Annotated in this window: 23 protein-coding genes and 1 pseudogene; 20 read left to right on the top strand and 4 right to left on the bottom strand. The window is 34.7% G+C overall.

What is annotated here, in order from left to right:
• Nucleotides 1-4 precede the first annotated feature (4 nt).
• From QOR44_RS05650 to tpx, 3 genes and pseudogenes are all read left to right on the top strand, one after another.
• Nucleotides 5-638: pseudogene (locus tag QOR44_RS05650) on the top strand (HAD hydrolase family protein).
• Nucleotides 638-1,297 (top strand): DNA alkylation repair protein, encoded by a 660-nt coding sequence (locus QOR44_RS05645; protein ID WP_000362932.1) that lies wholly within the window; start codon nucleotides 638-640, stop codon nucleotides 1,295-1,297. Before QOR44_RS05650 ends, QOR44_RS05645 begins: the two are co-directional and overlap by 1 nt.
• A gap of 72 nt (nucleotides 1,298-1,369) precedes the next feature.
• On the top strand, nucleotides 1,370-1,864 hold the full coding sequence (gene tpx / locus QOR44_RS05640) for a thiol peroxidase (protein ID WP_000206525.1): 495 nt from the start codon (nucleotides 1,370-1,372) through the stop codon (nucleotides 1,862-1,864).
• 75 nt (nucleotides 1,865-1,939) lie between these two features.
• On the opposite strand, the gene QOR44_RS05635 is transcribed toward tpx, so the two are convergent.
• The 3 genes from QOR44_RS05635 to QOR44_RS05625 form a co-directional block, all read right to left on the bottom strand.
• Nucleotides 1,940-2,473 (bottom strand): DUF3278 domain-containing protein, encoded by a 534-nt coding sequence (locus tag QOR44_RS05635; RefSeq protein WP_000660088.1) that lies wholly within the window; start codon nucleotides 2,471-2,473, stop codon nucleotides 1,940-1,942.
• 99 nt (nucleotides 2,474-2,572) lie between these two features.
• The gene (locus QOR44_RS05630) at nucleotides 2,573-2,770 is read right to left on the bottom strand and encodes a helix-turn-helix transcriptional regulator (protein WP_001081068.1); all 198 of its coding nucleotides are present in this window, start codon (nucleotides 2,768-2,770) and stop codon (nucleotides 2,573-2,575) included.
• A gap of 150 nt (nucleotides 2,771-2,920) precedes the next feature.
• Nucleotides 2,921-4,204, bottom strand: a complete 1,284-nt coding sequence (locus tag QOR44_RS05625; RefSeq protein WP_000061229.1) for a hypothetical protein — start codon at nucleotides 4,202-4,204, stop codon at nucleotides 2,921-2,923.
• Nucleotides 4,205-4,682: 478 nt separating this feature from the next.
• On the opposite strand from QOR44_RS05625, the gene QOR44_RS05620 reads away from it, so the two are divergent.
• The 4 genes from QOR44_RS05620 to QOR44_RS05605 all read left to right on the top strand — a co-directional run bounded on the left by QOR44_RS05620 (nucleotide 4,683) and on the right by QOR44_RS05605 (nucleotide 9,624).
• Entirely contained in the window at nucleotides 4,683-5,369 is a 687-nt protein-coding gene (locus tag QOR44_RS05620) for a hypothetical protein (RefSeq protein WP_000714060.1), read from the top strand.
• 107 nt (nucleotides 5,370-5,476) lie between these two features.
• On the top strand, nucleotides 5,477-6,484 hold the full coding sequence (locus QOR44_RS05615) for a YeiH family protein (RefSeq protein WP_000897651.1): 1,008 nt from the start codon (nucleotides 5,477-5,479) through the stop codon (nucleotides 6,482-6,484).
• A 73-nt stretch (nucleotides 6,485-6,557) separates the two neighbouring features.
• Nucleotides 6,558-7,934 carry an NAD-dependent succinate-semialdehyde dehydrogenase gene (locus QOR44_RS05610; protein ID WP_000323654.1) on the top strand — a complete coding sequence of 459 codons (1,377 nt, stop codon included), beginning with the start codon at nucleotides 6,558-6,560 and terminating at the stop codon, nucleotides 7,932-7,934.
• A gap of 142 nt (nucleotides 7,935-8,076) precedes the next feature.
• Complete coding sequence (locus QOR44_RS05605) at nucleotides 8,077-9,624, top strand: BCCT family transporter (RefSeq protein WP_000037478.1); 1,548 nt, start codon at nucleotides 8,077-8,079, stop codon at nucleotides 9,622-9,624.
• Between the two features lie 22 nt (nucleotides 9,625-9,646).
• Here the strand turns inward: QOR44_RS05605 and QOR44_RS05600 are convergent, their stop codons facing one another.
• The gene (locus QOR44_RS05600) at nucleotides 9,647-10,534 is read right to left on the bottom strand and encodes a polysaccharide deacetylase family protein (RefSeq protein ID WP_000951496.1); all 888 of its coding nucleotides are present in this window, start codon (nucleotides 10,532-10,534) and stop codon (nucleotides 9,647-9,649) included.
• Between the two features lie 176 nt (nucleotides 10,535-10,710).
• On the opposite strand from QOR44_RS05600, the gene QOR44_RS05595 reads away from it, so the two are divergent.
• From QOR44_RS05595 to QOR44_RS05535, 13 genes are all read left to right on the top strand, one after another.
• Nucleotides 10,711-11,994, top strand: a complete 1,284-nt coding sequence (locus QOR44_RS05595; RefSeq protein WP_000152820.1) for a homoserine dehydrogenase — start codon at nucleotides 10,711-10,713, stop codon at nucleotides 11,992-11,994.
• Nucleotide 11,995: 1 nt separating this feature from the next.
• On the top strand, nucleotides 11,996-12,862 hold the full coding sequence (gene thrB, locus QOR44_RS05590; RefSeq protein ID WP_001220327.1) for a homoserine kinase: 867 nt from the start codon (nucleotides 11,996-11,998) through the stop codon (nucleotides 12,860-12,862).
• Nucleotides 12,849-13,736 (top strand): EamA family transporter RarD, encoded by an 888-nt coding sequence (rarD, locus tag QOR44_RS05585; protein ID WP_001224294.1) that lies wholly within the window; start codon nucleotides 12,849-12,851, stop codon nucleotides 13,734-13,736. Before thrB ends, rarD begins: the two co-directional genes overlap by 14 nt.
• A gap of 1 nt (nucleotide 13,737) precedes the next feature.
• A complete protein-coding gene (locus QOR44_RS05580; protein ID WP_000222116.1) occupies nucleotides 13,738-15,000 on the top strand; it encodes a bifunctional folylpolyglutamate synthase/dihydrofolate synthase in 1,263 nt (420 codons plus the stop codon).
• A gap of 18 nt (nucleotides 15,001-15,018) precedes the next feature.
• Nucleotides 15,019-15,582: a GTP cyclohydrolase I FolE gene (folE, locus tag QOR44_RS05575; RefSeq protein WP_001133587.1), complete on the top strand. Its 564-nt coding sequence runs from the start codon at nucleotides 15,019-15,021 to the stop codon at nucleotides 15,580-15,582.
• Between the two features lie 3 nt (nucleotides 15,583-15,585).
• Complete coding sequence (gene folP, locus QOR44_RS05570; RefSeq protein ID WP_000690157.1) at nucleotides 15,586-16,389, top strand: dihydropteroate synthase; 804 nt, start codon at nucleotides 15,586-15,588, stop codon at nucleotides 16,387-16,389.
• A gap of 1 nt (nucleotide 16,390) precedes the next feature.
• Nucleotides 16,391-16,753 carry a dihydroneopterin aldolase gene (folB, locus tag QOR44_RS05565; protein WP_000358071.1) on the top strand — a complete coding sequence of 121 codons (363 nt, stop codon included), beginning with the start codon at nucleotides 16,391-16,393 and terminating at the stop codon, nucleotides 16,751-16,753.
• The gene (gene folK / locus QOR44_RS05560) at nucleotides 16,750-17,238 is read left to right on the top strand and encodes a 2-amino-4-hydroxy-6-hydroxymethyldihydropteridine diphosphokinase (RefSeq protein WP_000214500.1); all 489 of its coding nucleotides are present in this window, start codon (nucleotides 16,750-16,752) and stop codon (nucleotides 17,236-17,238) included. Before folB ends, folK begins: the two co-directional genes overlap by 4 nt.
• Before the next feature lie 143 nt (nucleotides 17,239-17,381).
• Nucleotides 17,382-18,284: a UDP-N-acetylmuramate dehydrogenase gene (murB, locus tag QOR44_RS05555; protein WP_000598027.1), complete on the top strand. Its 903-nt coding sequence runs from the start codon at nucleotides 17,382-17,384 to the stop codon at nucleotides 18,282-18,284.
• 48 nt (nucleotides 18,285-18,332) lie between these two features.
• Entirely contained in the window at nucleotides 18,333-19,487 is a 1,155-nt protein-coding gene (locus tag QOR44_RS05550; protein ID WP_000184098.1) for an ABC transporter ATP-binding protein, read from the top strand.
• Nucleotides 19,471-20,265 carry an ABC transporter permease gene (locus QOR44_RS05545; protein ID WP_000753812.1) on the top strand — a complete coding sequence of 265 codons (795 nt, stop codon included), beginning with the start codon at nucleotides 19,471-19,473 and terminating at the stop codon, nucleotides 20,263-20,265. Before QOR44_RS05550 ends, QOR44_RS05545 begins: the two co-directional genes overlap by 17 nt.
• Complete coding sequence (locus tag QOR44_RS05540) at nucleotides 20,262-21,038, top strand: ABC transporter permease (RefSeq protein ID WP_000712712.1); 777 nt, start codon at nucleotides 20,262-20,264, stop codon at nucleotides 21,036-21,038. The genes QOR44_RS05545 and QOR44_RS05540 overlap by 4 nt, the downstream gene beginning before the upstream one ends.
• Entirely contained in the window at nucleotides 21,031-22,104 is a 1,074-nt protein-coding gene (locus QOR44_RS05535) for an ABC transporter substrate-binding protein (protein WP_001255371.1), read from the top strand. Before QOR44_RS05540 ends, QOR44_RS05535 begins: the two co-directional genes overlap by 8 nt.
• Nucleotides 22,105-22,179 lie beyond the last annotated feature (75 nt).

The raw sequence follows: 22,179 nt of genomic DNA, 5'->3' as shown, positions 1-22,179 counted from the left end.
GAGAATGGATTTTGTCTTTGATATAGATGGAACTCTTTGTTTTGATGGTATGAGTCTATCTAAAGAAATACAAGGAATACTAGAGAGAGCCCAGATTGATTATGGTCATAGAGTCACTTTTGCTACAGCACGATCTTATAGAGACACTATAGGTATCCTTGGCGACAAGCTATCTTTATCAAAAATTATTGGTTTAAATGGTGCGACTTTACATGAAAATGGTCACTTAGTGGATAGTTACTATTTACAAAGTGACTTTTTTAGTACTATTATTTCATATTGTCATCGCCATCAGATTCCATATTTTGTTGATGAGGTCTTTAATTACGCTACTTATCAGGCTTCTAAAATTCCCTTTATTGCTTATGTTGATCCTCAAAAAAGGGGAGAGCTTCTAGAAGTTTCTAAAATTGAGAAACCGATAAAAATGGTGTTGTATTTTGGTGATCAGCTGGGAAGGGCAGACCAAATGTTAGCGAAATTAAATCGTTTTGGACTTAGTAGTCACTTTTTCCACGAATTTGAAAAATGTTTGTACATAAATCCCATTGCAGTTGACAAGGGAAAAGCCACTATCAAGAGAATCTGTACATGAAGGAATTACAACGCTTTTTGAAAAATACAAGGGGATTACGTAATGGATTTATTCCTAAGTTTAGAGAGGAAATTTAAAGCTGCAAGTGACAAAGAAGTTTCTAAGCAACAGGAGGCTTATTTACGCCATCATTTTAAATGCTATGGTATTAAATCACCTGAGCGACGTATGCTCTACAAAGAGCTTATAAAGGCCGCTAAAAGACAAGCAAAAATTGATTGGCAATTGCTTGATAAATGTTGGCAAAGTGACTATCGTGAATATCATTATTTTGTACTTGATTATCTATTAGCTATGAGTCAATTTCTCACCTATAATGATTGCTCTAGACTAGAGTTTTACGCTCGTCATCAACAGTGGTGGGATAGTATTGATATTCTGACTAAGATTTTTGGGAACTTATCCTTAAAAGATGACAAGGTTATGAATTTACTGTCAGAATGGTCACTTGAACAAGATTTTTGGATGAGGCGACTAGCTATTGAGCATCAACTAGGATTTAAAGAAAAAACAAATACTGATATTTTGTCACTTTTTATTTTAAGAAATACAGGAAGTCAAGAATTTTTTATCAATAAGGCGATTGGCTGGGCGCTTAGGGATTATTCAAAGTATAATAAAGTATGGGTAAAGGACTTTATCAGTAATCATTGTGATGAGTTGTCGACTTTGAGCATACGCGAAGGAAGTAAGTACCTTTAATTATCAGTTCAATTATTCGAAAAAGAAGAAGCTTCATAGTAAAATAAAGGTAATTGATAAGGAGGTAAACTTATGACAACATTTCTTGGGAATCCTGTTACTTTTACAGGAAAACAGCTACAAGTTGGGGATATTGCAAAAGATTTTTTACTAATAGCTACAGACTTATCTCAAAAATCTTTAAAAGATTTTGAAGGGAAAAAGAAAGTTATTAGCGTTGTTCCTTCTATTGATACAGGTATTTGTTCAAAACAAACACGTACTTTTAATGAGGAATTATCAGAGCTAGATAACACAGTGGTTATTACTGTTTCTATGGACCTTCCATTTGCTCAGAAGCGTTGGTGCAGTGCTGAAGGCCTTGATAACGTGATTTTATTATCAGATTTTTATGATCATTCGTTTGGTCAAGAGTACGCTCTTTTGATGAATGAGTGGCATTTGTTAACACGTGCAGTTCTTATTTTGGATGAGCATAATAAGGTGACTTACACCGAATACGTTGACAATGTTAATTCAGATGTTGACTACGAAGCGGCGATTAATGCTGCAAAGATATTACCATAAATAATAAGGCTGGAAAATTTTCCAGCCTTATTATTTATATAGACAGTGAGAACAATTAGAGATGAAATGTTGTCATTATTCATCTTTTTCAATATCAACATTGTTTTTAAATATTAGATACATAACCCCATTGTAAGCTACACCGGACATAATACTAGACAAAATAACTTTTAAAGAAAATAGTGATACAATCAGCGGAGTGTTATTGCTAGTTGTTAAACCCAAGATAAGCCACTGGATGACAGTATAAAATATCCCGATTTTGATAAATTTTTGTTTGTTTTTCTTTATTGCTACTGGATAGTCATTTTTTGAGATTTCTAGTGGCGTTATTAAATCATGACTGTTGAGATAAGAGGGAATAACAATTAGAAAAATACAAAAATATAGAAAGAATGTTAAAGCTAGGAGAGTATATGCAGTCTCTGTGGGATATTTACTTACCGTGAACCAGGCGATGATAGAGGATAAAATGTGATAGAGACTAGTGGTTGCAAATAATAGATTTCCAAGATAATTGATTTTTTGTTCTCTGTATTCATCGAATGGGCCATTAATACCATATAGGGATTTTATTAATTTTATCCCCAAATTTTTCTTTTCTTTCATAATATTCTCCTATCCTTGAACTATTTAATAAAGTTTGAGATTGAAATAATAACACGACCTAACCTCCCGAGTTTTCATAGATTTAGAGAGTCTAATCTGTTATAGATGTCTACTATCCCAAAAAAGAGTATTGAGGTCTGTTTGTAGGCATTCCGCTAGTCTTATACAAAGATCTAGCGAAGGATTGTATTTATTATTTTCAATAAGGTTTATTGTTTGTCTGGCGACACCAACTGATTTTGCTAAAGCTAATTGAGATATGCTAGCTTTAATTCTGTATTCTCTAAGACGATTCACGATTATTAGCTCCTTTAGTAAAGAATCTAAGAAGAGTGTCAATTATATGTGACAAATAAATATAAAAAACTTGTTTCCAGTCAAAATGGAAACAAGTTTAATGATTTTAATCAGTATAAGATAATGAGAGATTAACCCTATCGGTTATAACTATTTTTCTAAATAGCTATAGTTGTATGTAGAGTCAGTATTTTCGCAAGCAAATTGTTTGTTTGGATAACAAGCTGCTTGTGGTTTATTACCCAAAAATTCAGTTGAATCTTCTTCAGTATAGATGTTAGGCTGATTTTCAAGTGATCCTGAAGCGCCTGAGTGATAATCCCAATCAACAGGTCTTGCATCATAAGAAATTACGGGAGCGTTCTCTTTAGAATAAGGTGTTTCTGAAAGGTAAACAGTATATTCTTGTTCAGCTGTTTTTTTCATATTTTGAATAAAATATTTTTCTCCTGATTTTGTAGTTGGGATAAGATTTTCTTCAAAGAGTCTGTTATAGACATTGGAGACAGTTGCCAATTGATAACCCGTTAATGTGTGGTTAAATAGCGGTTGTTTAGTTTTGGCATCAACCATTTTAATCGAAATGGTTGATTCTGTACGTGCTAAACTTTTAGCATTTTTAGAAACATAGTAGCGTTCTGTAATGATGTCAGATTCTACTTCAGCTGATGAGCGACTTAATAGTGGACGGATATTCCCGATTTGGTAGTGAATATTTTCCTCATTAAAGTCATAATTGAAAATCAATTTATCAATTTGAAGGTTTTGTCGTACATTCGTGCTAATACGATGTTGAAGTTTGTAACCTTCTTTATCTAAACGAGAGTTTAAAAAAGCTTCGTAAGCAGACTTAGAAAGTGCATAGTCTGTGATATAATCTCCAACACGATAACCGTTAAGTTCCGAATCAGCAGTGTGTAGATTTGTGTATTCATCTAAAACTTTTCCAGAAGATTCTTCAACAAAGTAAATACGGTGTGATATATCGACTGGAGTCCCCCATCGAACTTCATGTGTTTCTGTTACGATAGGAGTAACAGTACAAGTTACTGGAACGTCAATCCAAAATTTGTTTGGACCATCTTTAGGTACAGTAACACCGTCGTTATCAATTGCTATTTCTTCTGTCTTGCCATCATCTAATTGACGCTTCAGATAAGCACTTTCCTTAAACTCGATGTTGCTGTATTGAACGTTTTTACTTTCTCCTCCAACACTAGAGTTTAAATTTCGAGCAATATAATCTAGAATTTCTTTTTTACTTAAAGTTTGTCCCATCTTTACATTGACTTCGATATAATGCGGTAAAATGCTATTTCCGTTTTGATCAGTACCTGTAACATTTACAATAATGTGAGGATTTGGGTTTTCTACGTATTGGCGGTCACTAGGACCAGCAATAGCGTGGGCTTTTTCAGTGTAATAAAGACTCATCGATAGTACGAGCGTGCAAACTCCAATCGATAGTATACGTTTAAATGTTTTCCTAGACATTCATAAATCCTTTCGTTTTAAACAATAAATTGTTTAGTTATCCTAAAATAAAGCGGTGAATGATAGGAATTAATCTCTACGACACTAAGTTATACTGAGATAAAAATCAATAAATATAGAAATGTATATATTAATTTAAAATCTATATTTATTTTATATTACCATAAAAAAGCGACAAATAATATAATAATTCGAAAAAATATTTAAATATACAAATGAAAACCTTTACTGAGATTAATTGTTTTATAATTATTATGTAGTAAAATTAAATGTTTTAGATTATGTCATTTTTACAAATAATAGGTTTTATTAAAATGTATAAAATTACAAACTTTTATATAATTATTTTACTATTTTAATTGAAGGAGTTGTGATATTATGTTATGATTAATGTAGTTTATCATAAGGAGTTTTTATCATGAAAAAGTTTTTAAAAGTTTTTTTAACTGTACTAGTACTTATTCTAATTGTAGGTGCAGGCGGTCTCTATTTCTGGAATAATCATCAGTCACTAGAGGGAAAATGGCGTACAGTTTCTTTAGAGAAGCAAGTTGAGAAAGAAATAGAACAACAACTTGGAAGTCAGGCAGCGGATATGGGGATTAGTGCAGCTGATTTGGTTAAGGGCGCTAATATGCATATGAACGTCAAAAACGATGAGGCAAAGATAACAGTCACTGCTCAAATTGATGAGGTAAAATTCCATCAAGCTATAAAAACTTTTATTGATAAAGCTCTTGAAAAACAATTAAAAGATCAAGGTTTGACTTACAATGATTTAAGTGAAGCAGGTAAAAAGATTTTTGATGAAACAAAAATCACTGACCAACAAATTGACCAACAAATTGATAGAAGTTTTCAAAGTGCTGCACAAGCTGCCGGAGGAAAATATAATACTAATACTGGTGAAATGACATTGCCAGTTATGGATGGTAAAGTACATCGCTTAACAAGTGTTATTAAAGTATCGCATATCAATAAAAAGGCAAATGCGTTCTATGGTAATATTGTGAAAAATGGTGAAAAAACAGCCTATAAAAAAGAGGGCTCTAAATTGATTTTAGGTAACGAAAAATCATATCCATTTATGAAAGTAACTAAATAATTGTGAATTAGTAATGAAAGAGGGTCAGAGCATATTCTGGTCCTCTTTCGGTTTTCCTGCCACGTTTTAAAGCTTGTGATATAATAGTCAATGTGAGGAGGACTATCATGTTATTTAAGGAAAAAATTCCTGGATTAATATTATGCTTTATTATTGCTATACCATCTTGGTTGCTTGGGCTTTATCTCCCTTTAATAGGAGCACCAGTCTTTGCTATCTTGATTGGAATAATTGTTGGATCCTTTTATCAAAATCGACAATTGTTTAATAAGGGTATTGCTTTTACGTCTAAATATATTTTACAAACAGCAGTTGTCTTATTAGGTTTTGGACTAAACCTCATGCAAGTGATGAAAGTTGGTATATCATCGTTACCCATCATTATTATGACGATTTCCATTTCATTGATTATTGCTTATGTTTTGCAAAAGTTATTTAAGTTAGATAAAACGATTGCTACTTTAATAGGTGTTGGTTCATCTATTTGTGGTGGATCCGCAATTGCAGCGACTGCACCAGTTATTAATGCTAAAGATGATGAAGTAGCACAAGCTATTTCGGTTATTTTTTTATTCAATATCTTAGCGGCTTTAATTTTTCCAACGCTGGGGAATTTTATTGGTCTCTCTGATCACGGTTTTGCATTATTTGCAGGGACTGCTGTCAATGATACCTCGTCAGTTACAGCAACTGCTACTGCATGGGATGCTATCAATCACAGCAATACTTTGGGCGGAGCTACTATTGTTAAATTGACACGAACATTAGCCATCATTCCAATTACGATTGTATTATCTATTTATCATATGAAACAAACGCAGAAAGAACAATCTGTAAGTGTTACTAAGATATTTCCGAAGTTTGTGCTTTATTTTATCTTAGCTTCTTTGCTAACAACGATAGTTGCTTCATTAGGTTTTTCGTTACGTATCTTTGAGCCACTTAAGGTTTTATCTAAATTTTTTATTGTTATGGCAATGGGGGCAATTGGTATAAATACTAATGTTAGCAAACTAATTAAAACTGGAGGAAAATCAATTCTTTTAGGTGCAGCGTGTTGGTTAGGCATTATTATAGTTAGTTTAACAATGCAAGCTATCCTTGGAACTTGGTGATCTTGTCTAAAGCTAAATATTTGTAATCGATTTCATAAATGTTATAATGAGGATATCAAAAGGAGGGAACATTATGGCATATAAAACAATTTATCCGTACACTAACGAAGTATTGCATGAATTCGATAATATCAGTGACAGTGATCTCGAACAGTCATTAGACATAGCGCATGCCCTCTACAAGACATGGCGCAAAGAAGATAATGTTGAAGAACGCCAAAATCAATTGCATAAAGTAGCAGATTTATTACGTAAGGATCGTGATAAGTACGCTGAAGTTATGACTAAAGATATGGGAAAACTTTTCACTGAAGCACAAGGAGAAGTGGACTTGTGTGCAGACATAGCTGACTATTATGCTGATAATGGGCAAAAGTTTTTAAAACCTGTTCCGTTAGAAAGTCCAAATGGAGAGGCTTACTATTTGAAGCAAGCTGTCGGTGTTTTGCTTGCTGTTGAGCCATGGAATTTCCCATTTTATCAGATTATGCGTGTATTTGCCCCTAACTTTATAGTGGGTAATACTATGCTTTTAAAACATGCTTCTATTTGTCCTGCCTCAGCTCAAGCGTTTGAGGATTTAGTCCGAGAAGCAGGAGCTCCAGAAGGAGCGTTTAAAAATATTTTTGCTTCGTATGATCAAGTTTCAAACCTTATATCAGATCCTCGTGTTGCAGGTGTGTGTTTAACTGGTTCTGAGCGTGGTGGGGCATCAATAGCAGCTGAAGCTGGTAAAAATTTGAAAAAATCGTCTATGGAATTAGGTGGGAACGATGCTTTTCTTATTTTAGATGATGCTGATTTTGATTTACTTAGTAAAACAATATTCTTTGCGCGTTTATATAATGCAGGTCAAGTATGTACATCTTCAAAACGTTTCATTGTCATGGCTGATAAGTATGACGAATTTGTAAATATGGTAGTTGAGACCTTTAAGTCTACTAAATGGGGTGACCCAATGGATTCGGAAACAACCTTGGCTCCACTGTCATCTGCAGGTGCAAAGGATGACGTTTTAAAACAAATTAAATTGGCGGTAGACCACGGTGCTGAGGTAGTTTTTGGAAATGACACTATAGATCATCCAGGAAACTTCGTCATGCCAACTGTTTTAACGAATATCACTAAAGCAAATCCAATCTATAATCAAGAAATTTTCGGCCCCGTAGCCTCTATCTATAAAGTGGATACTGAAGAAGAAGCTATTGCTTTAGCTAATGATTCTAGTTATGGTTTAGGAAGTACTGTTTTCTCTTCTGATCCAGAACATGCTAAAAAAGTGGCGGCTCAGATTGAAACAGGGATGACATTTATTAATTCAGGGTGGACATCATTACCGGAATTACCGTTTGGAGGTATTAAAAATTCAGGATATGGTCGTGAGTTGAGCCACCTTGGATTTGATGCCTTTGTCAACGAACATTTGGTATTTACACCAAATAGTGATTAATCACTAAGTCAAACACAAGAACCAGATAATGTTATTTGGTTCTTTTTTGTTGAGGAGACAAGGTGAGGTCTTGATACAGGTGGTTAAAATGAGAGGAGTATTTATTAAAGTATGCTATACTATTTTAGTGTAGGAGGAAGTTTTGAGTAAAAAACATATTACGCCTGTGTTTACAGGTTCACTAATTGTATCGCTTATTTTAGTCTTATTAGGAATTATTGTTCCTCGTGGTTTTCAATCTTGGACACAAATCTTGCGTGAACAGGTATCTACCAATTTCGGTTGGTTGTACTTGTTGTTAGTTACTTCAATTCTTGCTTTGTGTGTCTTTTTTATTATGAGTCCTCTTGGACAAATACGTTTAGGGCAACCTCATTCACGTCCTGAATATTCAACTGTATCATGGATAGCAATGATGTTTTCAGCAGGTATGGGGATTGGTTTGGTCTTCTACGGAGCAGCTGAACCCTTATCGCATTTTGCTATTTCGACACCTGGTGCACCTAAGGAATCGCAAACAGCATTAGCTGATGCATTTCGTTTTACATTTTTTCACTGGGGGATACATGCTTGGGCAGTATATGCATTGGTTGCTTTGGCTCTAGCTTATTTTGGATTTCGAAAGCAAGAGAAATACCTCTTGTCTGTCACTTTAAAGCCTCTTTTCGGTGATAAGACAGATGGTTGGCTAGGAAAAATTGTTGATATCACCACAGTTGTTGCTACAGTTATTGGAGTTGCTACGACACTTGGATTTGGAGCTGCTCAAATCAACGGAGGGTTAAGTTTTTTATTGGGTGTTCCCAATAATGCATTTGTTCAAATTGTTATTATCCTGATTACAACAGCTTTATTTGTTATGTCAGCTTTATCAGGTTTAGGAAAAGGTGTTAAAATTTTATCGAACTTAAATTTGATTTTAGCGGTAGCCCTCTTAGCTTTAGTTATTGTATTGGGACCAACAGTTCGTATTTTTGATACCCTAACAGAGTCTTTAGGCTCTTATTTACAAAATTTCTTTGGAATGAGCTTTCGTGCAGCTGCTTTTGACAATACTAAACGTTCTTGGATTGATAATTGGACGATTTTTTATTGGGCGTGGTGGATTTCCTGGTCTCCTTTTGTTGGAGTTTTCATCGCTCGTATTTCTAAAGGGCGTAGCATTCGGGAGTTTTTAACGGTAGTTCTTTTAATACCGACATTATTGAGTTTTGTATGGTTTGCAGCATTTGGCACATTATCAACTCAGGTACAACAACTGGGTACTAATTTGACAAAGTTTGCAACAGAGGAAGTATTGTTTGCTACTTTTAATCACTACACTTTAGGTTGGCTTTTATCCATTATTGCTATCATTTTAATTTTTTCATTTTTTATTACATCAGCAGATTCTGCAACGTACGTTTTGGCTATGTTGACAGAAGATGGTAATTTAAATCCAAAAAATCAAACTAAAGTAATTTGGGGGCTAGTGTTGGCAGTGATTGCTATTGTCTTACTCTTGTCTGGTGGTCTGTTAGCGCTGCAGAACGTTTTAATTATTGTCGCTCTGCCATTTTCATTCGTAATGATTTTGATGATGCTAGCGCTATTAGTGGAACTTTTCCATGAGAAAAAAGAAATGGGCTTATCAATTTCTCCAGATCGTTATCCACGTAAAAATGAACCATTTAAATCTTATGAAGAATAAAAAGAAGCCAGAAGGCTTCTTTTTATTGGTTAATCGTCTTGATCAAATCATCATCGCTAGTAGTTGGTAAGATACGAACTCGATTAAGAGAAAGTAAACCGTTATCTTTTGTTGCAACTCCTTCGTTTGTTGTAAGGCCTAGTTTATAATATTGACTAGCAATATCCAAGGTTGTAGGATTGTAGCGCCCTGATGGATAAGCAATCGCAAGAGTATCTTGAGAGAGTTTTTGATCTAAAAACTGTTTTGATAATGTCATTTCTTGGGTTTGTAGTTCTGGAGTTAAGAGAGAAAGATTGGGGTGAGTAACCGTATGTCCTTGGAATGACATGCCGTTTTGCTTCATTTCTAGCATTTGTTGAACGTTGAGGTTAGATTCTCGTCCTTCTTGAACAAAGCCAGTGATGATATTATTAGTGGCTTTAACCTTGTACTTTTTGAGTATAGGGTATGCCTTAGTGTAGAAATCGGCATTTCCATCATCAAAAGTAATCCAAATGACTTTTTTTTCAGGTAAGGCATTTTCGTTTAGTGCACGATATGCCTCGTTAGGGGCTAAGAAGTAATATCCTTCCTTTTTGAGATGTTTTATATGACTTTCAAAAATGTCAGGTGCCACAATTAAGTTAGCACTGGCGGCTTCAGAAGGGTCCATAACATGAACAGCATGGTACATTAAAATGGGTATTTTAACAGGAGTCTTTTGCTTAATCCATTTCTTTTTTTTGATAGATGTGACAATTTTTCGATGACTAGAGGCGTTCGTTTTTGTTTTTATTTCTTGCTTTGAACGATTGTTGAAGAATAGAAATATGCCGATTAAAGCTATTAACAAAAAAAAGACAGAAGCAATAGCTAACCATGGGGAACGTTTTCGTGGTTTACGATGACTAGTAGGTGTGTGTGCCATTTATTTCTCCTTAACTTTTAAAGTACTTTTATTGTATCATCTTTTCTGAAATAATATTCTCTTTTTAAGAATTTTCATAGGACAAGACGCGTTTGCCCTATAAAAAATATTGGTAATTTGTTATAATATAGCCAATGTTTGTCTTGAAGTTAGAGACAATTTCTAAGGAGAAATTCATGACTATTAAAATAGCTTTATTAGGTTTTGGAACGGTTGCTAAGGGTATTCCATATTTGCTAAAAGAAAATCAACATAAGCTACTGTCTTTAGAAGGCGAAGATATTCTGATTGATAAAGTATTAGTAAGAGATAATGAAAGCCGCCAGCGTTTCATCAATCAGGGATTTACTTATAACTTTGTGACAGAGATAAATACTATTCTTCAAGATCCACAAATTGATATTGTAGTGGAATTAATGGGGGGGATTGAGCCAGCTAAAACTTATTTGAGTCAAGCATTAGGATTTGGTAAACATATTGTGACAGCCAATAAAGATCTCATTGCTTTACACGGAAAAGAGTTGATGGATTTAGCAGACGCTAGAGGTCTAGCTTTATTCTATGAGGGAGCAGTTGCTGGAGGCATTCCTATTTTAAGGATTCTATCGCATTCGTTTGCCTCAGATAAAATGACACGTTTATTAGGAATTCTCAACGGTACCTCCAACTTCATGTTAACAAAAATGTTTGAAGAGGGATGGTCTTATGAACAAGCTCTAAAAAAGGCACAAGAGTTAGGTTATGCTGAAAGTGATCCCACAAATGATGTTGAAGGTATTGATGCTGCCTACAAAGCCACTATCCTAAGTCAATTTGGATTTGGTATGCCTATTGATTTTGATGATGTTAATTATAAGGGGATTTCTAGTATTCGCTCAGAGGACGTTGAAGTAGCTCAGGAGCTGGGCTTTGCCATTAAGTTGGTAGCTGATCTTCGTGAAACTCCAACTGGTATAAGTGTAGACGTTTCTCCGACACTAATTTCTCAAGAGCATCCCTTAGCTGCAGTTAATCATGTGATGAATGCAGTATTCATTGAATCAATAGGGATTGGTCAGTCTCTTTTTTATGGACCAGGTGCGGGACAAAATCCAACAGCAACCTCTGTTTTAGCCGATATCATCGATATTAGTCGTAGTATTCGATCACAGATAAAAATTAAGCCTATGAATACTTATCATTGTCCGTGTAGGTTGTCAATGCAGTCTGATATCTTCAATGAGTACTATCTAGCTATTTCTTTGAGAAATGCTGAAGATAGTGATACACTTGGAAGGTACTTTGAGCAAGAAAATATAGGTTTGAAAAATGTTATCGAAAAAGCATTGGGTGATAAACAACAAGAAATCTATGTATTAACAGATGAAGTTAGCCAAGAGAAAATAACTCAATTTATTGAGGAGTTTCCTGAGAGTGGTGTCATTCAGTTAATCAATGTTTTCAAAGTAATAGGAGGGTGAAATGAGGATAATTGTACCTGCAACTAGTGCGAATATTGGTCCAGGCTTTGATTCAATAGGAGTTGCGTTATCAAAGTATTTAATCATTGAAGTATTAGAAGAAAGTACAGAGTGGTTAGTTGAACACAATTTAGTAAATATTCCAAAAGATCATACTAACCTCCTTATTCAAACAGCTTTGCATGTTAAGTCGGATTTGGCACCACACCGCTTAAAAATGTTTTCAGATATTCCTTTGGCCAGAGGTTTAGGCTCTTCTTCCTCTGTAATTGTTGCAGGAATAGAATTAGCCAATCAATTAGGAAATTTGGCTCTTTCTCAAAAAGAAAAATTAGAGATAGCTACCCGATTAGAAGGACATCCTGATAATGTAGCACCGGCCATTTTTGGTGATTTAGTTATTTCATCAATAGTGAAAAATGATATTAAAAGCTTGGAAGTGATGTTTCCAGATAGTTCCTTTATCGCTTTTATTCCAAATTATGAATTAAAAACAAGTGATAGTCGAAATGTACTACCTCAAAAATTGAGTTATGAGGATGCAGTTGCTTCAAGCAGCGTCGCTAATGTGATGGTTGCGTCGTTGTTGAAAGGTGATTTGGTAACTGCTGGATGGGCTATAGAAAGGGACCTCTTTCATGAAAGATATCGTCAACCTTTGGTGAAGGAATTTGAAGTTATAAAACAAATCAGCACTCAAAATGGTGCGTATGCTACTTATTTGTCTGGAGCAGGACCGACGGTAATGGTTCTGTGTTCGAAAGAAAAAGAACAACCAATTGTCACAGAGTTAAATAAATTATGTTTAGATGGACAGATTCAAGTGCTTAATATTGAGCGAAAAGGAGTGAGAGTTGAGAAAAGATAATTTAGGAATTATCCTTGGCTTGTCAGCCTATGTTTTATGGGGGCTGTTATCTCTTTATTGGAAATTATTATCTGGAATTGAAGCATATAGTACGTTTGCTTATAGGATTATATTCACTGTTTTAACTATGCTTATTTATATGCTCGTTTCGGGTAGAAAAACAGTCTATTTAAAAGACTTAAAAGGCTTGGTTAACAATAAAAAGTCATTTTGGACAATGTTTGTGGCCAGTATTTTAATTTCAATTAATTGGTTGGTCTATATTTTTGCAGTCACGCATGGTCACGCTACTGAGGCAAGTCTTGGTTATTATATGATGCCGATTATTTCAATTTTGTTGTCGGTCCTTGTTTTACGTGAACATCTGGCAAGAGTAGTTAGCCTTGCAATTTTGATTGCAATCATGGGAGTTGGAGTTTTAGTTTATCAAACTGGTCATTTTCCTTTAATTTCACTAACTCTAGCGCTTTCTTTTGGTTTTTATGGGTTATTAAAAAAATCAATTTCTTTATCTAGCGATTTTTCGATGCTGGTAGAAAGTAGTTTTATTGCTCCGTTTGCACTCATTTATATAGTGTTTTTCGCCAAAGATTTTCTAACTGATTATAATATATTACAATTAGTTTTACTCTCACTTTCAGGAATCATTACAGCAGTTCCTCTTTTATTATTTGCAGAAGCCATTAAGAGGGCTCCTCTAAATATTATCGGTTTTATCCAATACATCAATCCAACCATCCAATTATTGCTAGCATTGTTTATTTTTAAAGAAACTATCGTTAGTGGGGAGATAATAGGTTTTATTTTTATCTGGCTTGCTATTTTAGTTTTTAGTATTGGACAAGTACATACGATGTTAAAGAAAGGTAAATAAGATGACTTATCAAGAAGCGCTAGAATGGATTCATAGCAAATTAGCTTTTGGTATTAAACCAGGTTTGGAACGTATGAGATGGATGCTAGAGCAGTTGGGAAACCCTCAAAACAACCTATCTGCCATTCATGTTGTTGGAACGAATGGTAAAGGATCAACAACTAGTTATTTACAACATATTTTTACCAATTCTGGTTATCAAGTTGGAACATTTACATCACCGTATATTGTTGACTTTAGAGAGCGTATTAGCATTGATGGTCAAATGATTCCAGAGTCTGATTTTATCAAACTTGTTGAAACTGTTCGTCCAGTTGTTGAACGGTTGCACCTTGAGACCAACCTAGAACCAGCTACAGAATTTGAAGTTATAACAGTTTTGATGTTCTATTACTTTGGCAATAGCTGTCCGGTTGATATCGTCATTATTGAGGCTGGAATGGGCGGTTATTATGATTCTACCAACATGTTCAAGGCTTTAGCAGTTACTTGTCCGTCAATTGGATTAGATCATCAGGAGGTTTTAGGACGAACTTATGTAGATATAGCTGAGCAAAAAGTAGGTGTTTTAAAAAAAGGAGTTCCATTCGTATATGCTAATGATCGTCAGGATGTTGAAGAAGTCTTTCAAATAAAAGCCAAGGAAACACACAGCCAGACTTATCGTTTACACAATGACTTTTATATAAAAGAAGAGGGAAATTATTTTAACTATATAGGTCCTCAAGCAAATATTGATCATATTCAGTTGCAAATGCCAGGACATCACCAAGTTTCCAATGCTAGCATAGCTATAACTACCAGTTTATTATTAAGTGACAAATATCCAAAGTTAACCCTACAGACCATTAAAGATGGGCTTGAAATGACAAAATGGGTAGGCCGTACAGAATTAATCTTTCCAAATGTAATGATTGATGGCGCTCATAATAATGAAAGTGTCGATGCTCTCGTTCAAGTTATAAAAAAATATCAGCAGAAAAACGTGCATATTCTATTTGCTGCAATTAATACTAAACCGATAGAGAGTATGTTAGAATCATTGTCTAGTATCGCTCCGGTTTCGGTTACTAGCTTTGATTACCCTAAATCAATAAGCCTAGACAAATATCCTAAAGCGTACACTAGAGTTAGTGATTGGAAGAAATGGCTACATGATATAAATCTGATATCAGATAAAGATTTCTATGTGATTACTGGCTCCCTTTATTTTATTTCTCAAGTTCGTCAGGAACTACTATTAATCAAAACTACAACAACTTAAAAAGGATAGGATAAATTAATGCCCAATCAAGAAAAAATGGAAAAAGCTATTTATCAATTTTTAGAGGCTTTAGGAGAAAATCCTGATCGAGAAGGATTGAAAGATACACCGAAGCGTGTGGCAAAAATGTATATAGAAATGTTCTCAGGACTTAATCAAGATCCAAAGGAGCAATTCACTGCAGTCTTTTCTGAAAATCATGAAGAGGTTGTGATTGTCAAGGATATTCCATTCTATTCCATGTGTGAACATCATTTGGTTCCTTTTTATGGTAAAGCTCATATTGCTTATTTACCAAACGATGGACGTGTTACTGGACTTAGTAAGCTTGCACGTGCAGTTGAAGTGGCGAGTAAGCGTCCTCAACTTCAGGAACGTTTAACAGCACAAGTTGCACAAGCTTTAGAGGATGCTTTGGCGCCTAAAGGTATTTTTGTTATGATAGAAGCAGAGCATATGTGTATGACAATGCGTGGCATTAAAAAACCAGGAAGTAAGACGATTACAACGGTAGCTCGTGGTTTATACAAGGACGATCGATATGAAAGACAAGAAATTCTATCGCTAATACAAAAAGGATAAAAGATGAAAATAGGACAATATGATATTACAGGTAAAGCTTGTATCATGGGGATTTTAAATGTAACGCCTGATTCCTTCTCAGATGGTGGTTCTTATACCACAATTGATTCAGCTTTAAATCAAGTTGGTGAGATGCTTGAACAAGGGGTGGCAATTGTAGATATTGGGGGAGAATCAACGCGGCCAGGTGCAGTATTTGTGACTGCTGAAGAAGAAATTAAACGTGTAGTTCCAATGATTAAAGCTATTAGAGAGGTCTACCCTGATCTTTTGTTATCAATAGATACTTATAAAACAGAGGTAGCTCAAGCAGCCCTTGATGCAGGTGTACATATTTTAAATGACGTTTGGTCAGGTTTATATGATGGTAAAATGCTATCTTTAGCAGCAGAACGAAATGTTCCAATTATTTTGATGCATAACCAGGAAGAAGCTGTTTATCAAGATATCAAAAAAGAAGTTTGTGAATTCTTACTTGAAAGAGCAGAGCGTGCTTTAGAAGCAGGTGTTTCAAAGGATAATATTTGGATAGATCCTGGCTTTGGTTTTGCTAAAACAGAGGAGCAAAATTTAGAACTATTAAAAGGTTTGGAACAAGTGTGTGATTTAGGTTATCCTGTGTTATTTGGGATCTCTCGAAAACGTACTGTTAATTATCTTCTAGGTGGTAATAGGGAAGTAACTGAACGTGATATGGGGACTGCTGCTTTATCGGCATGGGCAATAGCAAAGGGGTGTCAGATTGTACGTGTTCACAATGTTGAAGTAAATAAGGACATTGTGACAGTAATTAGTCAGTTGGTGTAATATGGATAAGATTTATTTAAATAAATGTCGGTTTTATGGTTATCATGGTGCTTTTTCGGAAGAACAAACATTGGGGCAAGTTTTTCAAGTTGATGCTGTTCTATCACTTGATTTGGCAAAAGCATCACAAACTGATGATTTAATTGATACGGTTCATTATGGTGAAGTTTTTGACTGTATTAAAAATCATGTTGAAAACGAACAGTATCAATTAATAGAGAAATTAGCAGGTGTTATTGTTGAAGATATTTTCTTACAGTTTCATCCAGTACAAGCTATTACATTAAAGATTACAAAAGACAATCCACCAATTAATGGGCACTATGAATCAGTTGGAATTGAATTGGAGCGCAAGCGAGCATGACAACCGTTTACTTGAGTTTAGGTAGTAATATTGGTGATAGAGAAACTTTTCTGAAGCAGGCTCTCTTTTCAATTGATCATTTGCAAAAGACAAAAGTTGCGCAAATTTCCGCTATTTATGAAACAGCTGCTTGGGGGAATACTAACCAAGAAGATTTTTTTAATATATGTTGTCAGGTAGAGACAGACTTAGCACCTTTTGAATTATTGGATTATTGTCAAGAAATTGAAAAACGCTTAAAGCGCGTGAGACATGAGCACTGGGGTCCAAGAACAATAGATATTGATATCTTACTTTTTGGTAATCAAGTGATTAACCAAGAAGATTTAGTAGTACCCCATCCGTATATGACGAAGCGAGCCTTTGTTCTAGTTCCGTTACTCGAAATAGCACCTCAACTAAGTTTACCTAATGGTTCTAAGCTAGAAGACTATCTCGAAAAATTGAATTTAGGAGAAGTTCATTATTTAAAACCAGTCGAATAGTCAGTTAGGATTTTAAAATTAAAATACACAGAAATTGTGATAATGTATCGTCAACAACCTATATTTTTGGTATAATAGAAATCGGTTTTATGCCGATTTTTTGTGTCTATAAAACACAATAAAACAGAATTGAGATAAAGGTTATGATTAAAACAATACAAAAAGAATTAGAAGGTCTCGATATTCGCTTTGATGAGCCTTTAAAGAAATATACTTATACTAAAGTAGGAGGACCTGCTGATTATCTTGCATTCCCAAGGAATCGCCTTGAACTATCGCGTATTGTTAAGTTTGCTAACAGTCAAAATATTCCTTGGATGGTTTTAGGAAATGCGAGTAATATTATCGTTAGAGATGGTGGTATCCGTGGTTTTGTTATCATGTTTGATAAACTGTCAACTGTGACAGTCAACGGTTATGTTATTGAAGCAGAAGCAGGAGCTAATCTCATTGAAACAACTCGTATTGCACGTTATCATAGCTTAACTGGCTTTGAATTTGCTTGTGGAATTCCTGGAAGTGTAGGTGGAGCAGTCTTTATGAATGCTGGCGCTTACGGTGGTGAAATTGCTCATATTTTATTGTCTGCACAAGTTTTGACACCACAGGGTGAACTCAAAACGATTGAAGCTAGGAATATGCAATTTGGTTATCGTCATTCTGTCATTCAAGAGAGTGGAGATATTGTTATATCAGCTAAATTTGCCTTAAAACCAGGAGATCATCTCATGATTACTCAGGAAATGGATCGTTTAACCTATCTCCGTGAGCTGAAACAACCTTTAGAATACCCTTCTTGTGGTTCTGTGTTCAAACGTCCTCCAGGACATTTTGCAGGGCAACTCATTAGCGAAGCACATCTTAAAGGTCAACGTATTGGTGGAGTAGAGGTTAGTCAAAAACATGCTGGTTTTATGGTTAACATTGCAGAAGGTTCAGCTCAAGATTATGAAAATCTTATTGAACATGTTATTAACACCGTTGAATCAACTTCAGGTGTTCATTTGGAACCAGAAGTTCGTATTATCGGTGAGTCGCTATTATAAAGTAGTTTAGTACTTACTTTAGTCAGAAAAATGGAGGATTTATGAGAATTGACTAACCCAATCATTGCATTTAAAAATGTATCAAAGGTATTTGAAGACAGCAACACTGTTGTCTTAAAAGATATTAATTTTGAACTTGAAGAAGGTAAATTTTACACCTTATTAGGGGCCTCAGGAAGTGGTAAATCAACTATCTTAAATATTATTGCAGGTTTACTAGAGGCGAGTACAGGCGATATTTACTTAGATGGGAAACGCATCAATGATGTTCCCACTAATAAACGGGATGTTCATACCGTTTTCCAAAACTATGCTTTGTTTCCACATATGACGGTTTTTGAAAACGTTGCTTTTCCATTAAAGTTGAAAAAAATGGATAAGAAAGAAATTCAAAAACGTGTTCAAGAAACTCTAAAAATGGTTCGTTTAGAAGGGTTTGAAAAGCGAGCAATTCAAAAATTATCAGGAGGACAACGCCAGCGTGTTGCGATAGCGCGTGCTATCATCAATCAACCTAAAGTAGTCTTACTAGATGAACCCTTATCAGCATTGGATTTGAAATTGCGTACAGAGATGCAATATGAATTGCGCGAACTGCAACAACGTTTAGGAATTACCTTTGTTTTTGTCACACATGATCAAGAAGAAGCGTTGGCAATGAGTGATTGGATTTTCGTCATGAATGAAGGTGAAATTGTTCAATCAGGAACACCAGTAGATATCTACGATGAACCTATCAATCATTTTGTAGCAACTTTTATAGGTGAATCAAATATCTTATCTGGCAAGATGATTGAGGATTATTTGGTTGAATTTAATGGTAAGCGCTTTGAGGCTGTTGATGGTGGTATGCGCCCTAATGAATCAGTCCAAGTAGTTATTCGTCCAGAAGATCTTCAAATTACCCTACCTGATGAAGGAAAACTTCAAGTTAAAGTGGACACACAACTTTTTAGAGGTGTCCACTATGAAATTATTGCTTATGATGATTTAGGTAATGAATGGATGATTCATTCAACTCGTAAAGCTATTGAGGGTGAAGTTATTGGTTTAGATTTCACTCCAGAAGATATACATATTATGCGTCTTAATGAAACAGAAGAAGAATTTGATGCGCGCATTGAAGAATATGTAGACACTGACGATCATGAAGATGGTTTAATCAATGCTATCGAGGAGGAGAGAAATGAAGAAAACCTCTAGTCTATTTTCAATTCCTTATATGGCTTGGTTATTCTTATTTGTATTAGCACCTGTTGCTTTGATTGCTTGGAACTCGTTCTTTGATATTAATGGGCACTTTACTTTAGCTAATTACCAGACGTTTTTTAGCTCAGGAACCTATCTTAAAATGAGCTTTAACTCGGTTCTATATGCAGGTATCGTTAGTTTCATAACGCTTTTGATTAGCTATCCAGCTGCTTATTTGCTTACAAAATTAAAACACAAGCAATTATGGCTAATGCTAGTTATTTTGCCAACATGGATTAATCTTTTGTTAAAAGCCTATGCTTTTATGGGGATATTTGGTCAACAAGGGGGAATTAACGCCTTCTTAACCTTTATAGGTATCGGCCCAAAACAGATTCTATTTACAGATTTTTCATTTCTTTTTGTAGCAGCTTACATTGAATTACCGTTTATGTTATTACCCATTTTTAATGCCTTGGATGATATTGATCAAAATCTCATTTATGCAAGTGATGACTTGGGTGCAAATGCATGGCAAACTTTTCAGAAGGTTATATTTCCTCTATCTCTGAATGGTGTAAGAGCAGGTGTACAATCTGTCTTTATCCCTAGTTTGAGTCTCTTTATGCTTACGCGTCTTATTGGTGGTAATCGAGTTATCACTTTAGGGACAGCCATAGAACAACATTTTTTAATCACACAAAATAAAGGTATGGGCTCAACCATAGGGGTTATTTTAATTTTAGTGATGGTTGCTATTATGTGGTTAACAAAGGAGAGGAAAGCATGAAAAAATTCGCAAATATCTATTTAGCACTTGTTTTTATTATCCTTTATATTCCTATTATTTATTTGATTTTTTATTCTTTCAATAAAGGTGGGGATATGAATTCTTTTACTGGATTCACCTTTAGTCACTATGGAGAACTGTTTCAGGATAGCCGCTTAATGCTAATTTTAGTGCAAACATTCTTTTTGGCTTTTCTTAGCGCCTTATTAGCTACAATTATTGGTACCTTTGGAGCTATTTGGATTTATCAGGTAAGACGTAGACATCAAACCTCTATTTTATCGCTTAATAATATCCTTTTAGTAGCACCAGATGTTATGATTGGTGCAAGTTTTCTCTTAGTATTTACTGTTATTGGTTTACAGTTAGGTTTCACTTCTGTATTATTGAGCCATGTTGCATTCTCTATTCCTATTGTTGTTTTAATGGTCTTACCTCGTTTAAAAGAAATGAATGATGATATGATTAATGCTTCCTATGATTTAGGAGCTTCAACTTGGCAAATGCTTAAAGAAGTTATGTTACCCTATTTGTCGTCGGGTATTATTTCAGGTTTCTTTATGGCTTTCACTTACTCGCTAGATGATTTTGCGGTTACTTTCTTTGTTACAGGTAATGGCTTTTCAACGCTTTCAGTAGAAATCTATTCACGCGCACGTCGCGGTATATCATTGGAAATTAATGCCTTGTCAACTATTGTCTTTTTATTTAGTATTTTATTGGTAATTGGTTATTACTATATTTCGAAAGAGAAGGGAGAAAAGAATGCGTAGAGTTTATTCCTTTTTAGGCGGTATTGTTCTTGTTATCCTGATCCTCTTTGGTTTAACCACTTACTTAGAAAAAAAGAGTAGTTCAACACCTAACTCAGATAAGTTAGTTATTTATAACTGGGGAGACTATATTGATCCAGCCTTATTAAAAAAATTTACAAAAGAAACTGGAATTGAAGTACAATACGAAACGTTTGACTCTAATGAGGCTATGCACACCAAAATTAAGCAGGGTGGGACGACATATGATATTGCTGTACCTAGTGATTATATGATTGACAAAATGATAAAAGAAAACCTTCTGGTTAAACTTGATCATTCAAAGATAGCTAATTGGGATGCTATTGGAGCTAGGTTTAAAAATTTGAGTTTCGATCCTAAAAATAAATATTCGATTCCTTATTTCTGGGGAACTGTTGGGATTGTTTATAATGATCAATTAGTTAAAACTCCTCCTAAACATTGGGATGATTTATGGCGTCCAGAGTTTCGAAATAAAATCATGCTAGTTGATAGTGCACGTGAGATTATTGGAGTTGGTTTAAATTCCTTGGGATATGGATTGAATACAAAGAACATATCAGAATTAAAAGCCGCTTCTAAAAAGTTAGATGCTCTAACACCAAACGTTAAGGCTATTGTTGCTGATGAGATGAAAGGCTATATGATTCAGGGAGATGCAGCGATTGGTGTTACATTCTCTGGAGAAGCACGAGAAATGCTTGATGGGAACAAGCATTTGCATTACGTTGTTCCTAGTGAAGGATCGAACCTTTGGTTTGATAATATTGTAATCCCCAAAACAGTAAAGCATCGCAAAGAAGCCTATGCCTTTATTAATTTCATGATGGAACCTAAAAATGCGGCACAAAATGCAGAATATATTGGTTATGCGACCCCTAATCTCAAAGCAAAAGCGCTGTTACCAGCAGATATCAAAAATGATAAAGCATTTTATCCTCCTGATAAAACAATTGATCATTTAGAAGTTTATAATAACTTGGGTCAAAAATGGCTTGGTATTTACAATGATTTGTACTTACAATTTAAAATGTATCGTAAGTAATCTATTAACTAAAAGTACTTCTCTGATGAGAGGTATTTTTAGTTACCAAGAGTTCCTAGAAAGTTTGTGATATTT

It is taken from the genome of Streptococcus agalactiae (assembly GCF_949788565.1).
GTDB classification, from domain to species: domain Bacteria; phylum Bacillota; class Bacilli; order Lactobacillales; family Streptococcaceae; genus Streptococcus; species Streptococcus agalactiae.
This window is presented reverse-complemented; position numbering and strand designations above follow the sequence as displayed.

What these genes read in the sequence shown, in the direction of transcription:
- QOR44_RS05645 (WP_000362932.1), top strand. Translation starts at nt 638, where the DNA reads ATGGATTTATTCCTAAGTTTAGAGAGGAAATTTAAAGCTGCAAGTGAC.
- tpx (WP_000206525.1), top strand. Translation starts at nt 1,370, where the DNA reads ATGACAACATTTCTTGGGAATCCTGTTACTTTTACAGGAAAACAGCTA.
- QOR44_RS05635 (WP_000660088.1), bottom strand. Translation starts at nt 2,473, where the DNA reads ATGAAAGAAAAGAAAAATTTGGGGATAAAATTAATAAAATCCCTATAT.
- QOR44_RS05625 (WP_000061229.1), bottom strand. Translation starts at nt 4,204, where the DNA reads ATGAGTCTTTATTACACTGAAAAAGCCCACGCTATTGCTGGTCCTAGT.
- QOR44_RS05620 (WP_000714060.1), top strand. Translation starts at nt 4,683, where the DNA reads ATGAAAAAGTTTTTAAAAGTTTTTTTAACTGTACTAGTACTTATTCTA.
- QOR44_RS05615 (WP_000897651.1), top strand. Translation starts at nt 5,477, where the DNA reads ATGTTATTTAAGGAAAAAATTCCTGGATTAATATTATGCTTTATTATT.
- QOR44_RS05610 (WP_000323654.1), top strand. Translation starts at nt 6,558, where the DNA reads ATGGCATATAAAACAATTTATCCGTACACTAACGAAGTATTGCATGAA.
- QOR44_RS05600 (WP_000951496.1), bottom strand. Translation starts at nt 10,534, where the DNA reads ATGGCACACACACCTACTAGTCATCGTAAACCACGAAAACGTTCCCCA.
- QOR44_RS05595 (WP_000152820.1), top strand. Translation starts at nt 10,711, where the DNA reads ATGACTATTAAAATAGCTTTATTAGGTTTTGGAACGGTTGCTAAGGGT.
- thrB (WP_001220327.1), top strand. Translation starts at nt 11,996, where the DNA reads ATGAGGATAATTGTACCTGCAACTAGTGCGAATATTGGTCCAGGCTTT.
- QOR44_RS05580 (WP_000222116.1), top strand. Translation starts at nt 13,738, where the DNA reads ATGACTTATCAAGAAGCGCTAGAATGGATTCATAGCAAATTAGCTTTT.
- folE (WP_001133587.1), top strand. Translation starts at nt 15,019, where the DNA reads ATGCCCAATCAAGAAAAAATGGAAAAAGCTATTTATCAATTTTTAGAG.
- folP (WP_000690157.1), top strand. Translation starts at nt 15,586, where the DNA reads ATGAAAATAGGACAATATGATATTACAGGTAAAGCTTGTATCATGGGG.
- folB (WP_000358071.1), top strand. Translation starts at nt 16,391, where the DNA reads ATGGATAAGATTTATTTAAATAAATGTCGGTTTTATGGTTATCATGGT.
- folK (WP_000214500.1), top strand. Translation starts at nt 16,750, where the DNA reads ATGACAACCGTTTACTTGAGTTTAGGTAGTAATATTGGTGATAGAGAA.
- murB (WP_000598027.1), top strand. Translation starts at nt 17,382, where the DNA reads ATGATTAAAACAATACAAAAAGAATTAGAAGGTCTCGATATTCGCTTT.
- QOR44_RS05545 (WP_000753812.1), top strand. Translation starts at nt 19,471, where the DNA reads ATGAAGAAAACCTCTAGTCTATTTTCAATTCCTTATATGGCTTGGTTA.
- QOR44_RS05540 (WP_000712712.1), top strand. Translation starts at nt 20,262, where the DNA reads ATGAAAAAATTCGCAAATATCTATTTAGCACTTGTTTTTATTATCCTT.
- QOR44_RS05535 (WP_001255371.1), top strand. Translation starts at nt 21,031, where the DNA reads ATGCGTAGAGTTTATTCCTTTTTAGGCGGTATTGTTCTTGTTATCCTG.